This is a genomic window from Pseudomonas sp. AC255 (assembly GCF_979258175.1).
On record NZ_OZ409841.1, the window covers coordinates 1,899,560 to 1,913,722 of the forward strand.

At 60.8% G+C, this 14,163-nt stretch carries 12 protein-coding genes and 1 pseudogene; 3 read left to right on the plus strand and 10 right to left on the minus strand.

Translation table 11 applies throughout. The features are described 5' to 3' along the window. Positions 1-324 precede the first annotated feature (324 nt). Entirely contained in the window at positions 325-1,434 is a 1,110-nt protein-coding gene (ribBA, locus tag ACZZ0K_RS08845) for a bifunctional 3,4-dihydroxy-2-butanone-4-phosphate synthase/GTP cyclohydrolase II (protein ID WP_016775017.1), read from the minus strand. A gap of 68 nt (positions 1,435-1,502) precedes the next feature. Between ribBA and ACZZ0K_RS08850 the strand changes: the two genes are divergently transcribed. Beyond that, a complete protein-coding gene (locus ACZZ0K_RS08850; RefSeq protein ID WP_236169613.1) occupies positions 1,503-1,799 on the plus strand; it encodes a DUF1330 domain-containing protein in 297 nt (98 codons plus the stop codon). A gap of 122 nt (positions 1,800-1,921) precedes the next feature. On the opposite strand, the pseudogene ACZZ0K_RS08855 reads toward ACZZ0K_RS08850, so the two are convergent. The 7 genes and pseudogenes from ACZZ0K_RS08855 to ACZZ0K_RS08885 form a co-directional block, all read right to left on the minus strand. Continuing rightward, positions 1,922-2,484, minus strand: a pseudogene (locus ACZZ0K_RS08855) (NUDIX hydrolase). A 1-nt stretch (position 2,485) separates the two neighbouring features. Continuing rightward, entirely contained in the window at positions 2,486-3,250 is a 765-nt protein-coding gene (locus tag ACZZ0K_RS08860; RefSeq protein ID WP_042606770.1) for a GntR family transcriptional regulator, read from the minus strand. A gap of 57 nt (positions 3,251-3,307) precedes the next feature. Next, positions 3,308-3,697 carry a carboxymuconolactone decarboxylase family protein gene (locus ACZZ0K_RS08865; RefSeq protein WP_024013190.1) on the minus strand — a complete coding sequence of 130 codons (390 nt, stop codon included), beginning with the start codon at positions 3,695-3,697 and terminating at the stop codon, positions 3,308-3,310. Positions 3,698-3,828: 131 nt separating this feature from the next. After that, positions 3,829-4,314, minus strand: a complete 486-nt coding sequence (locus ACZZ0K_RS08870) for a flavin reductase family protein (RefSeq protein WP_041480064.1) — start codon at positions 4,312-4,314, stop codon at positions 3,829-3,831. A 12-nt stretch (positions 4,315-4,326) separates the two neighbouring features. Beyond that, on the minus strand, positions 4,327-5,808 hold the full coding sequence (locus ACZZ0K_RS08875; protein ID WP_125927343.1) for an aldehyde dehydrogenase: 1,482 nt from the start codon (positions 5,806-5,808) through the stop codon (positions 4,327-4,329). Next, positions 5,805-6,638, minus strand: a complete 834-nt coding sequence (locus ACZZ0K_RS08880) for an alpha/beta fold hydrolase (protein ID WP_258706815.1) — start codon at positions 6,636-6,638, stop codon at positions 5,805-5,807. The genes ACZZ0K_RS08875 and ACZZ0K_RS08880 overlap by 4 nt, the downstream gene beginning before the upstream one ends. Before the next feature lie 32 nt (positions 6,639-6,670). Then, on the minus strand, positions 6,671-7,261 hold the full coding sequence (locus tag ACZZ0K_RS08885; protein ID WP_463559058.1) for an amino acid synthesis family protein: 591 nt from the start codon (positions 7,259-7,261) through the stop codon (positions 6,671-6,673). A gap of 461 nt (positions 7,262-7,722) precedes the next feature. On the opposite strand from ACZZ0K_RS08885, the gene ACZZ0K_RS08890 reads away from it, so the two are divergent. Both ACZZ0K_RS08890 and ACZZ0K_RS08895 read left to right on the plus strand, forming a co-directional pair. Beyond that, the gene (locus ACZZ0K_RS08890) at positions 7,723-8,766 is read left to right on the plus strand and encodes a WD40/YVTN/BNR-like repeat-containing protein (protein WP_258706813.1); all 1,044 of its coding nucleotides are present in this window, start codon (positions 7,723-7,725) and stop codon (positions 8,764-8,766) included. Beyond that, a complete protein-coding gene (locus ACZZ0K_RS08895) occupies positions 8,763-11,147 on the plus strand; it encodes an efflux RND transporter permease subunit (RefSeq protein WP_024013186.1) in 2,385 nt (794 codons plus the stop codon). Before ACZZ0K_RS08890 ends, ACZZ0K_RS08895 begins: the two co-directional genes overlap by 4 nt. A gap of 263 nt (positions 11,148-11,410) precedes the next feature. Here ACZZ0K_RS08895 and ACZZ0K_RS08900 read toward each other — a convergent pair whose 3' ends face one another. Together ACZZ0K_RS08900 and ACZZ0K_RS08905 are read right to left on the minus strand one after the other, a co-directional pair. Further along, a complete protein-coding gene (locus ACZZ0K_RS08900) occupies positions 11,411-12,130 on the minus strand; it encodes a FadR/GntR family transcriptional regulator (protein WP_024013185.1) in 720 nt (239 codons plus the stop codon). Positions 12,131-12,317: 187 nt separating this feature from the next. Then, a complete protein-coding gene (locus ACZZ0K_RS08905; RefSeq protein ID WP_041480068.1) occupies positions 12,318-14,054 on the minus strand; it encodes an IlvD/Edd family dehydratase in 1,737 nt (578 codons plus the stop codon). Between the last annotated feature and the right edge of the window lie 109 nt (positions 14,055-14,163).

The following is a 14,163-nucleotide window of genomic DNA, read 5'->3' on the forward strand; positions in this document are numbered from 1 at the left end:
TATCATATTATGGTATTCCAAACTTTGTGCAAGCACTTTGCCTTACCGGTTATCTGGCCGGTTGGTTTTTTTGAGCCGTTCGGCCTGAGATATTTTGTGAATGTGAGATCCAGCCCCTCACCCCAGCCCTCTCCCAAGGGGAGAGGGGGAAAGGAGCCGATCTTCATGCTGTTCAAAACCGAGCCCGATTCGCTAATGGGAAAGGAGTGGATCCGTATGCTGCTCAAAGCTGAGTTCGACTCGGTATCCCAGGTCGATGTATAGCGACCGGTCAACGCGGTCGGCTCCCTCTCCCTCTGAGAGAGGGCTGGGGTGAGGGCGGCGTCATTCAGTGAACGGAATGCTCTCAACCACCTCAAGGTCATACCCGGTCAACCCCGCATACTTCAGCGGTGGCCCGAGGTGGCGCAGCTTGCCCACCCCGAGGTTCTGCAGAATCTGCGCCCCAGTCCCGACCTCGGAATAAATCCGCGATTGCGAACGGCTGAACTGCCGTGGCGGCTGGGTCAACTGCGGCACGCGCTCGAGCAACGCCTGTGACGATTCATGATTGGCCAGCACCACCACAACCCCATGACCTTCCGCCGCGACCCGTTGCAACGCTGCCCAGAGGGTCCAGTTCGTCGGCCCGCTGTACTCGGCGCCGACCAGATCGCGCAGCGGATCGATCACATGCACGCGCACCAGCGTCGGTTCTTCACGGCGCAGATCGCCCATGACCATCGCCATGTGCACACCGCCTTCGATGCGATCCTCGAAGGTGATCAAACGGAAGGTGCCATGCACCGTCGGCAGCTCACGTTCGCCGATGCGTTCGATGGTGTGCTCGGTGCTCAGGCGATAGTGGATCAGGTCGGCGATGGTGCCGATCTTGATCCCGTGCTTGCGTGCGAACTGCTCCAGGTCCGGGCGGCGGGCCATGGTGCCGTCGTCGTTCATCACTTCGACAATCACCGAGGCGGGGGTGAACCCGGCCAGGCGCGCCAGATCGCAACCGGCCTCGGTGTGCCCGGCGCGGGTGAGCACGCCACCTTCCTTGGCGCGCAGCGGGAAGATGTGGCCGGGCTGCACCAGGTCTTCGGCGCGGGCATTTGGCGCGACGGCGGCGGCCACGGTGCACGCGCGATCTGCTGCGGAAATGCCGGTCGTCACGCCGACCGCCGCTTCGATCGACACGGTAAATGCAGTGCTGAACACACTGCCGTTGGCGGGTACCATTTGCTCCAGGCCCAGACGCTGACAATGTTCGTCGGTGAGGGTCAGGCAGATCAGCCCGCGTGCTTCGCGGGCCATGAAGCTGATAGCCTCCGGCGTGCAACGGTCGGCGGCCAGCAGCAGGTCGCCTTCGTTCTCGCGGTCTTCGTCATCGACCAGCAGGACCATTTTGCCGAGGCGATAATCTTCGATGATTTCTTCGATGCTGTTGAAGGCCATGCTGGACTCTCAGGGTTCGTTGGAAATATATTGGTATACCATAATACAAAATCAACAAAGAGGTCACTATGAAGGCGTACTGGATTGCACATGTGGATATAGCCGATGCCGAGCACTACAGCCAATACACCCAGCGCACCCCGCAGGCGATTGCCGCATTCGGCGGCAAGTTTCTCGCCAGAGGCGGGCGCAGCGAAGCGCTGGAAGGCCGGCAGACGCCACAGCGCACCGTGATCATCGAGTTCGACAGCTACGAACAGGCCGTGGCGTGCTATCGCTCGGCGGCGTATCAGGAGGCGAAGAGCTACCGCGAAGAATGGGCGAGGGCGGAGATCATCATCGTAGAAGGCATCGCCCCGAACTGAGCCACACCACCAAACTATGTGGGAGCGAGCCTGCTCGCGAATGCGTTCGATCATTCAACATTTGTATCGACTGACACGACGCCTTCGCGAGCAGGCTCGCTCCCACAGGGTATAGGTGGTGATCAGCGCATGAAATGGATTTTGCCGCTGTCATCATTACCCATGTAGATCCCGTAAACCCCAGCCTGGCGCTCTTCGATATAGCGCTCGAGAATCTGCCGGATCGCCGGGTAATAGATCTGCTCCCAAGGAATGTCTTCAGGGGCGAAGAACTTGTAATCCATGGTCTCCGGTCCGTACTGCCCGGTGATCTCCAGGGCGATGGCGCGGAAGATGATGTACACCTCGCTGATCTTCGGCACGCTGAAGATCGAATACGGCGAGACGATTTCCGCGCGCACGCCGCTTTCTTCCCAGACTTCGCGCAGCGCCGCCTGCTCGGTGGTTTCACCGCTTTCCATGAAACCGGCCGGCAGCGTCCAGGTGCCCGGGCGCGGGGGATCGCCCGTTGGCACAGGAGGTATTTGCCGTCCTGCTCAATGATGCAGCCGGCAATGATCTTCGGATTGACGTAGTGGATATAGCCGCAGCCGCGGCACATCAGGCGCTCGTGCGTATCGCCCGGCGGCGTCTGCTGACCGAGGTCAGGGCCACCGCATTTCGGGCAAAAGCTCGGGCTGAACATGTCATTGACCTATGCGGGGTTCTTTCAGCGCGATCGGCAGGGTGATCGCCGGGGTACCTTTGACGGCGACGCCGGTTTCTTCCTGTTTGCGCTTGAGGTAATCGAGGGCCACGGCAGCCGCCGCGCGGACGTGATCGACACACGCCTGATGCGCCGCCAGCGGATCGCCGCTCTTGATCGCCTCGACCATTTTTTCCATCTCGTGATTACTTGCGCCGCGTCGGTTTTCCTGGGAGACCGAGGTCGCGCGCAGATAGCTGATGCGCGCCTGCAACTGGCGCAATTGCGTGGCGGCGACATGGTTGCCCGAGCCTTCGAGCAGCACGTCGTAGAAGCCCTGCACCGAGTCGATCACCTGTTGCAGCTCGCCATCCTTGAGCGCCTTGCGGTTGTCGTCGAGGGCTTTTTCCAGCGCCTTGATGTCCTTGGCTTTGGCACGCAGGGTGAACAACTGCACGATCAAGCCTTCGAGCACGCAACGCAATTCGTAGATATCGACGGCATCGGCGAGGGTGATGATGGCCACGCGCGGGCCTTTGGCATCGGCGAATTCGACGAGACCTTCTGATTCGAGGTGACGCAAGGCTTCGCGCACCGAAGTGCGGCTGACGCCGAGGCGATCACAGAGGTCGCGTTCGACCAGGCGATCGCCTGGCATGAGCTGGAAATTCATGATCGCGCTACGCAGTTTGTCCAGCACGATTTCGCGCAGGGTAACGGGGTTGCGATTGACCTTGAAGCTGTCGTCGAGTGGCTGGCGTTTCATGGGGTCCGCTCTTGAGCTTGGCTGTCCATGCCAGACGGGCATCAAAACAGCCGAGGGTTAACTGGAGGCCTCGGCGTCGGCTTCGGCAAAGGCTTCACGGGCCAGCCGGAAACTGTCCACGGCCGCCGGAACGCCGCAATAAATGCCGACCTGAAGCAGAATTTCGCGTATTTGCTCACGACTCAGGCCGTTACGCAAGGCGCCACGCACATGCAGCTTGAGTTCATGCGGGCGGTTGAGCGCCGAGATCATCGCCAGGTTGATCATGCTGCGCTCCTTGAGCGACAGACCCTCACGCCCCCAGACATGGCCCCAGCAGTATTCGGTGACCATTTCCTGCAGCGGACGGGTGAAATCGTCGGCGTTCTCGATCGAGCGTTGCACGTAGGCTTCGCCCAATACCTGCGTACGGATCTGCAGACCTTTTTCATACTTTTCGTTACTCATCATTCCTCCAGTCACCACAGATCCCTCGTGTAGGAGCTGCCGAAGGCTGCGATCTTTTGACTTTGACTTTTGAAAACAAGATCAAAAGATCGCAGCCTTCGGCAGCTCCTACAGGGATTTGTGTGAATTCGTCAGGCCAGAGTCGGCAACGGGCCGAGCTTGCCTTTGTGATAAATCATCGGCGTCACCGGTTGCTCGGGCAGGATCAGGTTCTTCACTGCGCCGACAATGATCGCGTGATCACCACCATCGTACTCACGCCACAACTCGCACTCGATGATCGCCGTCGCCTTGGCCAGAATCGGGTTGCCCAGATCGCTCAAATGCCACTCGATGTCCTTGGCCTTGTCCTTGCCTTTACTGGCGAACGCATAGGCCTCAGCCGTCTGGTCAGCCGACAGCAAGTGAATCGCGAACTTCTTGCTGTCGCGCAGCACCGGATAAGTGTCGGAGGCGTAGTTAGGGCAGAACAGCACCAGCGCCGGGTCGATCGACAGCGCGCTGAACGCGCTGGCGGTGATACCGACGATGCCGCCGTCCGGGTCGAGGGTGGTGACCACCGTGACGCCGGACGGGAACGAGCTCATGACGTCTTTGTAAATGCCGGGTTCGATCATTTCGCAGGACTCCTAGCGCATCACAAACGGATCAGGCATTGGCGCCTGGGAGAGGTTGATCCACACCGTTTTCAGTTCGGTGTAGGCCAGCACCGAATCGATGCCGCTTTCGCGTCCATAGCCACTGTTCTTGAAGCCGCCGATCGGCGCCATCGCCGACACCGCGCGGTAAGTGTTGACCCAGATGATCCCCGAGCGCACATCGCGTGCCAGACGATGGGCGCGGCCGAGGTCACGGGTCCAGATGCCGGCGGCGAGGCCGAACTGTGAGTCATTGGCGATCGCCAGCGCTTCGGCTTCGTCTTTGAAACGAATCACCGAGGCGACCGGGCCGAAGACTTCTTCCTGCATGATCTTCATCGAATTGCGGTCGCACTCGAATAGCGTCGGCTCGTAGAACCAGCCTTCACCGAGATCCGCCGGACGCTTGCCACCGGTGCGCAAACGCGCGCCTTCGGCGATCGCATCGGCGACCAGACCTTCGACCACCGCCAGTTGCTGCGCGGTGGCCATCGGCCCCATTTCACTGTTGTCTTCCTGTGGGTTGCCGATGCGGATGCGCTGGGCGCGCTCGACCAGACGATTGACGAATTCGTCGTAGATTTCGTCCTGCACCAGCAAGCGCGAACCGGACACGCAACTCTGCCCGGACGCCGCGTAGATGCCGGCAATCGCACCGTTAATTGCACTGTCCAGATCGGCGTCGGCGAAAATGATGTTCGGCGACTTGCCGCCGAGCTCCAGTGACAGCTTGGCGAAGTTTTCGGCGCTGCTGCGCACCACATGCCGTGCCGTCGCCGCGCCGCCGGTGAAGGCGATCTTGCGGATCAGTGGATGGCGGGTGAGGGCGGCGCCAGTGCTCGGACCGTAACCGGTGACGACGTTGACCACGCCCGGCGGAATCCCGGCTTCAAGGGCCAGACGCGCCAGCTCGAGAATGGTCGCCGAAGCGTGCTCGGACGGCTTGATCACAATCGTGTTGCCGGCGGCGAGGGCCGGGGCCAGTTTGATCGCCGTCAGGTACAGCGGGCTGTTCCATGGAATGATCGCGGCAACCACACCCATGGCTTCGTGCACGGTGTAGGCAAACAGATCGGGCTTGTCCAGCGGCAGGGTGCCGCCTTCAAGCTTGTCGGCGAGGCCTGCGGTGTAGTGGAAGAACTCCGGCAGATAGCTGACCTGGCCACGGGTTTCGCGGATCAGCTTGCCGTTGTCGCGGCTTTCAAGCTGCGCCAGGTGTTCCTTGTTTTCTGCGATCAGATCACCGAGGCGGCGCAGCAGTTTGCCGCGCGCAGTGGCGGTCAGACCGCGCCACGCCGGGCTGTCAAAAGCAGTTTGCGCTGCTTGCACGGCGCGTTCGACGTCCGCTTCATCGGCGTCGGGCAGTTCCGCCCAGGCCTGCGCCGAGGCCGGGTTGAGGCTTTCGAAGGTCTTGCCGGAGAGGGCGTCGACCCAGTCTCCGCCGATGCACATCTGGAAGCGTGCGAGTGTCATGCAACGATCCCCTTTATATGGTTTTGTCGGGCGTGTGCGAATTGGAGAAATTCCAGCAGCATCTGATTGACCAGACGCGGCGACTCTACCGGCATCATATGCCGTTGCTCGGGCAGCACGGCAACCTTCGCGCCGGGGATGCGTCGGGCCAGTTGCTCGGCCATTTCCGGCGTCGAGCCAGGGTCGAGTTCGCCGGTGGCGATCAGTGTCGGCGCCTGAATGCTGCTCAGGTCTTCGGCGCGATACATGTCCTGGGTGGCGAACAATTCGTAGGTGGTCAGGTAACCCTGCGGATCGTTGTTGGCCAGGGTCTGGCGCAACGCGGCGATCTGCGCCGGGTTGGCCGCCTGATATTCACGGCTGAACCAGCGTGACAGGGCGGCTTCGGCGTTGGCGTCCGGGCCATGTTCGGCAGCCTGCGCAGTGCGCGCGATGACACCGGCACGCTGTTCTTCGCTACGGTTGAAGACGCTGTTCAACACCACCAGGCTTTGCAGGCGCTCCGGGTAGTGCAGGGCGAAGGCCCGCGCGACCAGACCGCCCATGGAGAAACCGATCACCGCTGCCTGGGGCAGATTCAGGTGATCGAGCAGCTCGAGCAACTGATCGGCGTAACCGAGCAGGTCGGTGCCGCTGGCCGGGCGCGGGCTGGCGCCGTGGCCGAGCATGTCGTAGGCGATCACCTGGTACTGGCTGGCGAGGCCGACAATCTGCCCGCCCCACATTTCTTTGTTCAGGCCCACGCCGTGGATCAAGACCACGGGCTGGCCTTGGCCGGTCGCCAGGTAACTGGTGCCAGCCGGGGTGAGTTCAGCGGTGAGCCGAATCATGGAGCGCTCCTGCAATGCCTTTCTTGTTGTGATTACTGGGCTTTTTCGGCGGCCAGTTCTTCCAGATCGATGTAGCGGTTGCCGATGCGCGGGTGCAGGCGGCCACCGTCGGCGCAACCCAGCACCACCACGATTTCGTCGGCACGCGGCGCGTCTTCAATCTGCATTTCCAGGGTGATGTAGTGCGAACGCAGGCCTTCGTCGTCCTTGTGCATCATCGGGATCTGAATCGACGTGCCCGGACCGCCGCGCTTGTTGGTGAAGCTCAGGTAGCTCTTGGCTTTCACCGCTTCGCGATAGTGGTTGCCGAAGCGCAGGGTGTGGATCACCGCGGAGGCGTGTTCGATCTCGCCATCAGCGCCGACCACCGCCGCTTTGCCATAAGCCTCGATCTTCTCGGCGCCACCAATGATGCCTACCAGACGCTCGACCATCATTGCGCCGAGGTCGGAGCAGTTGGCGCGGATCTGCGGCTTGAGGTCTTCGACAAAACCGTGGCCCACCCACGGGTTCTTCATCACCACGGCGAGGCCGACCATGGTCACCGGCTTGTCAGTAGCCTTGCCGCCTTCAATGAAGGTTTCTTCGACATAGCTGACGATCTTGCGAATTTCGAAACTCATGAGCTGCTCCGTTGGGGGATTGAGAGTGTCTGTGCGTCTGATGGTATACCATAATACCGATCCTGCAAGTCCCCTCCGCAACAATTGCGTCATCCATCCTACGAATGGCTGCGCATTCACCCTTTGTCGCAAAACCAACCATCACTACAAACCCTGTGGGAGCGAGCCTGCTCGCGAAAGCGGTGGGTCAGCCAATAAACAGGGTGACTGATACACCGCATTCGCGAGCAGGCTCGCTCCCACAGGGAAAATGATGGGTTACAGAGAGCCGCTTTCGGTTAACAAAAGATAACGCGGCGCCGATTGTCAGACATTTGCAAAGCCCGATAGGATGAGCCAGCTTCCGAAGGGGCTCTGGATTGCGGGTTTCAGGACTATGCTTCTGATCTGCCACTAGCCGAGCACCCTTGCGGCGCCCTTGAAGGCCCGATGGCCCAACAATAATAAATAGGGGAAGGTCTATGAGTCGTTGCCGCCCGCCGGCGTTACGCAACACCGCGTTGCTGGCCACAGCACTCTCGCTGCTGGGCTTTGCCACGTTATCGGCACCTGTGATTGCCGCCGAGGCCCCGGCTGACGTGGTCTATGCCACGGAATCGGCCAAGGCCGCGAAAAGCCTGATTCTTGATGTCGTCCATGCTGGCGCGCGTCTGGTCGCGGTCGGCGATCGCGGGCACATCGTCTATTCCGATGACCAGGGCAAAACCTGGACACAGGCCAAGGTGCCGACGCGGCAACTGCTCACTGCCGTGTATTTCGTCGACGACAAAAACGGCTGGGCCGTGGGCCACGACGCGCAGATTCTCGCCAGTGCAGACGGCGGTCTGACCTGGACCAAACAATTCGAAGACCTCGCACGCGAATCGCCGCTGCTCGACGTCTGGTTCAAGGACGCCAGCAGCGGCTTTGCCGTGGGCGCCTACGGCACGCTGCTGGAAACCACCGACGGCGGCAAACACTGGGAAGACGTCAGCGACCGCCTCGACAACGAAGACCAGTTCCACCTCAACGCCATCGCCGCCGTGAAAGACGCCGGGCTGTTCATCGTCGGCGAGTCCGGCAGCATGTTTCGCTCCGCCGATGACGGCCAGACCTGGGAAAAACTCGAAGGCCCATACGAAGGTTCGCTGTTCGGCGTGCTCGCTACGGCGCAGCCGCAGACCCTGCTGGCTTACGGCTTGCGCGGCAACCTTTATCGCTCCACTGATTTCGGCAGCAACTGGGAGCAGGTCGAACTCAAAGCTGCACGTGGTGCGCTGGAGTTCGGTCTGTCTGGCGGCACGCTGCTGGAAGATGGCTCGATCGTCATCGTCGGTAACGGTGGTTCGGTGATCAGCAGCAGTGACAACGGCGAAACCTTCAGCGTGTTCAACCGCCCGGATCGCATTTCGCTGTCGTCGGTCACCGCCGCTGGCAACGGCAACCTGATTCTGACGGGGCAGGGTGGTTTGCACATCACCCAGCCAAACGGTGCCGAGACCAATAACAAGAAGGCGGGGCTATGACTTCCTTGATCACTCCTCAGCAGGAAAAGGCGACGGTTCTCGAGCGCCTGATCTTCAACAACCGTCCGGCCGTGATCCTGATCTGCCTGGTGGTGAGCATTTTCCTGTTCTGGCAGGCCACGCTGATCCGGCCGTCGACCAGTTTTGAAAAAATGATCCCGCTGCAGCATCCCTTCATCGAAAAGATGATGGAGCACCGCAACGATCTGGCGAACCTTGGCAACACCGTGCGTATTTCGGTGGAAGCCACCGACGGTGACATCTTCTCCAAGGAGTACATGGAGACCCTGCGCCAGATCAACGACGAAGTGTTCTACATTTCCGGCGTCGACCGTTCCGGCCTCAAATCGCTGTGGAGCCCGAGCGTACGCTGGACCGAAGTGACCGAAGAGGGTTTCGCCGGCGGTGAAGTGATTCCGCAGAGCTACAACGGCTCCCAGGACAGCCTCGATCTGCTGCGCAACAACGTGCTCAAGTCCGGCCAGGTCGGGCGTCTGGTGGCCAACGATTTCAAGTCGAGCATCGTCGACATCCCACTGCTGGAGGCCTATCCGGACCCGCAGGACCAAGGCAAGTTGCTGGCGCTGGACTATCGCCAGTTCTCCCATGAGCTCGAAGACAAGATCCGCAACAAGTTCGAAGCGCAGAACCCCAACATCAAGATCCACATCGTCGGTTTCGCCAAGAAGGTCGGCGACCTGATCGACGGTCTGGTGATGGTGGTGCTGTTCTTCGGTGTCGCCTTCGTCATCACCCTGATCCTGCTGCTGTGGTTCACCAACTGCCTGCGCAGCACCATCGCGGTGTTGAGCACGACGCTGGTGGCGGTGGTCTGGCAGCTCGGGTTGATGCACTTCTTCGGCTTCGGGCTCGACCCGTATTCGATGCTGGTGCCGTTCCTGATTTTCGCCATCGGCATTTCCCACGGCGTGCAGAAGATCAACGGTATCGCCCTGCAATCCAGCGAGGCTGACAACGCCCTGACCGCCGCGCGGCGCACCTTCCGGCAACTGTTCCTGCCGGGGATGATCGCGATTCTGGCCGATGCGGTGGGTTTCATCACCCTGTTGATCATCGACATCGGCGTGATCCGTGAACTGGCGATCGGCGCGTCCATCGGCGTTGCGGTGATCGTGTTCACCAACCTGATCCTGCTGCCGGTGGCGATTTCCTATGTCGGCATCAGCAAGCGCGCGATTGCCAAGAGCAAGAAGGACGCCAACCGCGAGCACCCGTTCTGGCGCCTGCTCTCGAACTTCGCCAGCCCGAAAGTCGCGCCGATTTCGGTAGCGCTGGCGCTGATCGCCTTCGGCGGCGGCCTCTGGTACAGCCAGAACCTGAAGATCGGCGACCTCGACCAGGGCGCGCCGGAACTGCGTCCGGACTCGCGCTACAACAAGGACAACAACTTCATCATCAGCAACTACTCGACCAGCTCCGACGTGCTGGTGGTGATGGTCAAGACCAAAGCTGAAGGCTGCTCGCGCTACGAAGCCATGGCGCCGATCGATCAGCTGATGTGGAAGATGCAGAACACCGAGGGCGTGCAGTCGGCGATCTCGCTGGTGACCGTGTCCAAGCAGATGATCAAGGGCATGAACGAGGGCAACCTGAAATGGGAAACCCTGTCGCGCAACCCGGACGTACTGAACAACTCGATCGCCCGCGCCGATGGCCTGTACAACAACAGCTGCTCGCTGGCGCCAGTGCTGGTGTTCCTCAACGATCACAAAGCTGAGACCCTCGATCGTGCGGTCAACGCGGTGCAGGAGTTCGCCAAGGAAAACAACAAGGACGGTCTGGAATTCATCCTCGCTGCCGGTAACGCCGGGATCGAAGCGGCCACCAACGAAGTCATCAAACAGGCTGAGCTGACCATCCTGATCCTGGTGTACATCTGCGTGGCGGTGATGTGCATGATCACCTTCCGCTCATGGGCGGCAACCCTGTGCATCGTCCTGCCGCTGGTGCTGACCTCGGTACTCGGCAACGCGCTGATGGCGTTCATGGGCATCGGCGTGAAAGTCGCGACGCTGCCGGTGGTGGCGTTGGGCGTGGGGATCGGCGTGGACTACGGCATCTACATCTACAGCCGCCTGGAAAGTTTCCTGCGTGCCGGGCTGCCGTTGCAGGAAGCCTATTACCAGACGCTGAAGTCCACCGGTAAAGCGGTGCTGTTCACCGGCCTGTGCCTGGCGATCGGCGTGTGCACCTGGATCTTCTCGGCGATCAAGTTCCAGGCCGACATGGGCCTGATGCTGACCTTCATGCTGCTGTGGAACATGTTCGGCGCGCTGTGGCTGCTGCCGGCGCTGGCCAAGTTCCTGATCAAGCCGGAGAAGCTGGCGGGGCAGAAGGGCAATTCGCTGTTTGCCCACTGATCTGACAGGCTGAAACGACAAAGCCGCAACCTTGAGGGGTTGCGGCTTTTTTTGTGAATCAAGATCAAGAGCCCCTCACCCTAGCCCTCTCCCGGAGGGAGAGGGACTGACCGAGGGGTGCGGCTAGATATATCGGCCTGAGATACCGAGTCGGTTATGGATTCACAGCAGAACGTTCAAGTCGGCGTAAATCTCAAATATTCCCCAATCGGTCCCCTCTACCTCTGGGAGAGGGCTAGGGTGAGGGCAAGCGGTCTCAAGCCCTAAGAAAGCTCAGCGCCAAGCACCACACTCAACGCACTGCGCGCATCATCCAGCTGCACCAGCGTCGCATGCCGGGCGCCCAGGGCATCACGATTCTCGATCGCCGTCAGAATCGCCTTGTGTCGCGGCAACGCCAGTTCATGCAGATTCGGCCGTTGATTGGAATGCTTCAACGCCTCGGCAATCGCTACCGCCAACATATTGCACAGGTTCGCCAGCAGGTCGTTGTGCGTCGCATCGGCGATGCGGCTGTGGAAGTCCAGGTCCGGCTGCAACAGCGCTTCCGGGGTCGGCGCGGCTTCCATACGTTGGTACGCTTCGTTGATCGCGGCGATGTCGGCATCGGTTGCATGCTGAGCGGCGAGGGCGGCCGCTGCCGGCTCGATGATGCTGCGCACGCTGGTCAGCACGTTGAAGAATTCATTCTGCGGGCTGCTTTGCATCAGCCAGTGCAGCACGTCCGGGTCGAGCATGTGCCATTCGCGGCGAGCCTTGACCACGGTGCCGACGCGCGGTTTGGAATACACCAGACCCTTGGCCACCAGCACCCGCGTGGCTTCGCGCAATACCGGGCGACTGACCGCGTACTCCTCGCAAAGCAGGGCTTCGGCGGGCAGTTTGTCGTCGGGCAAAAAGCGTCCGGAGACGATCTGCATGCCCAGTTCCTGGACGATGCGCGAGTGCATGCTTTTACGGTCGGAAGGTTTGCGGTAATCCATGGGGAGTGGCGCGATCCTGAGCGATGGAGATGCCGCGCATCATAGCAGGCACGGCACAGATTTGAGGCGATACGCAAAAGCAACTGTGGGAGCGAGCCTGCTCGCGAAGGCGGCATATCAGTCAAATAGATGTCGACTGACACTCCCTCTTCGCGAGCAGGCTCGCTCCCACAGGGGAATTGCGCTGTTAGTGAGAGTGGCGCGGAACCTCGGCACCTCGGCAACCAACCAGGAAGTCAAAGTCGCAACCCTGATCCGCCTGCAGGACGTGATCGATGTACAGTTGACGATAACCGCCCACCAGCAACTGCTGCGGTGCTTGCAGATCGGCCATGCGTGCCGCCAGTTCAGCATCCGGAATGTCCAGATGCAGACGGCCGCTGGCGCAATCGAGTTCGATCCAGTCGCCTTCCTTTACTGCCGCCAAAGGCCCGCCCGCTGCCGCTTCCGGCGCGACGTGCAGAACCACCGTGCCGTAAGCGGTGCCGCTCATCCGTGCATCGGAAATGCGCACCATGTCCGTCACGCCTTGCGCCAACAGCTTGGCCGGCAGGCCCATGTTGCCGACTTCAGCCATGCCCGGATAACCCTTCGGCCCGCAGTTCTTCATCACCAGAATCGAATCCTTATCGACGTCCAGCTCCGGATCGTTGATCCGCGCCTTGTACATGTCGAAGTTCTCGAACACCACCGCGCGACCGCGATGCTGCATCAGTTCAGCGCTAGCGGCGGACGGCTTGAGTACCGCGCCCAGCGGCGCCAGATTGCCGCGCAACACGCAGATGCCACCGTCAGCGCGAATCGGATTGTCGAGGGTGCGGATCACTTGGTCTTCGCCATAGATCGGCGCGTCCTTGGTGTTCTCGCCGATGGACTTGCCGTTGACGGTCAGTGCGTTCGGGTTGGGGATCAGATTGGCTTCACCGAGGCGACGCAGTACCGCTGGCAGGCCACCGGCGTAGTAGAACTCTTCCATCAGGAAACGCCCGGACGGTTGCAGGTCGACGATGGTCGGCATGCCGCGACCGATGCGGGTCCAGTCGTCCAGGTCCAGCTCGACGCCGATGCGCCCGGCAATGGCTTTCAAGTGGATCACGGCATTGGTCGAACCACCGATGGCGGCGTTGACGCGAATGGCGTTTTCAAAGGCTTCCTTGGTGAGGATCTTCGACAGTTTCAAATCTTCGCGAACCATCTCCACCGCACGCATGCCGGACATGTGCGCCAGCACATAACGCCGTGCATCTACGGCCGGAATCGCGGCGTTGTGCGGCAGCGAAGTGCCCAGCGCTTCAGCCATGCACGCCATGGTCGACGCGGTGCCCATGGTGTTGCAGGTGCCCGCCGAACGCGACATGCCGCCCTCGGCTGCGAGGAAGTCATCGATGGTGATGGTGCCGGCCTTGACCTGTTCGCTGAGCTGCCAGACCACGGTGCCGGAGCCGATATCCTTTCCTTTGTGCTTGCCGTTGAGCATCGGCCCGCCGGTGACGACGATGGCCGGCACGTCGCAACTGGCCGCGCCCATCAGCAGTGCTGGAGTGGTTTTGTCGCAACCGGTGAGCAGCACTACGCCGTCGATCGGGTTGCCGCGAATCGCTTCTTCAACGTCCATGCTCGCCAGGTTGCGGGTGAGCATGGCGGTCGGGCGCAGGTTCGATTCGCCGTTGGAGAACACCGGAAACTCCACCGGAAAACCACCAGCCTCGATCACCCCGCGTTTGACGTGCTCCGCGATCTGGCGGAAGTGCGCGTTGCATGGGGTCAGTTCCGACCAGGTATTGCAGATGCCGATGATCGGCTTGCCGTGGAACTGATGGTCGGCGATGCCCTGATTCTTCATCCAGCTGCGGTACATGAAGCCGTTCTTGTCGGCCGTGCCAAACCATTGGGCGGAGCGCAGGGTGGGTTTCTTATCAGACATGATCGATTCTCTTATTGTAAGACTATTGTTTGCGAGCTGACGCTTAATCTAAGCTCAAAATCCGCGCTTTGGAAGTGTTGTTGGGTAATTAGTATTACTATATAGTCGT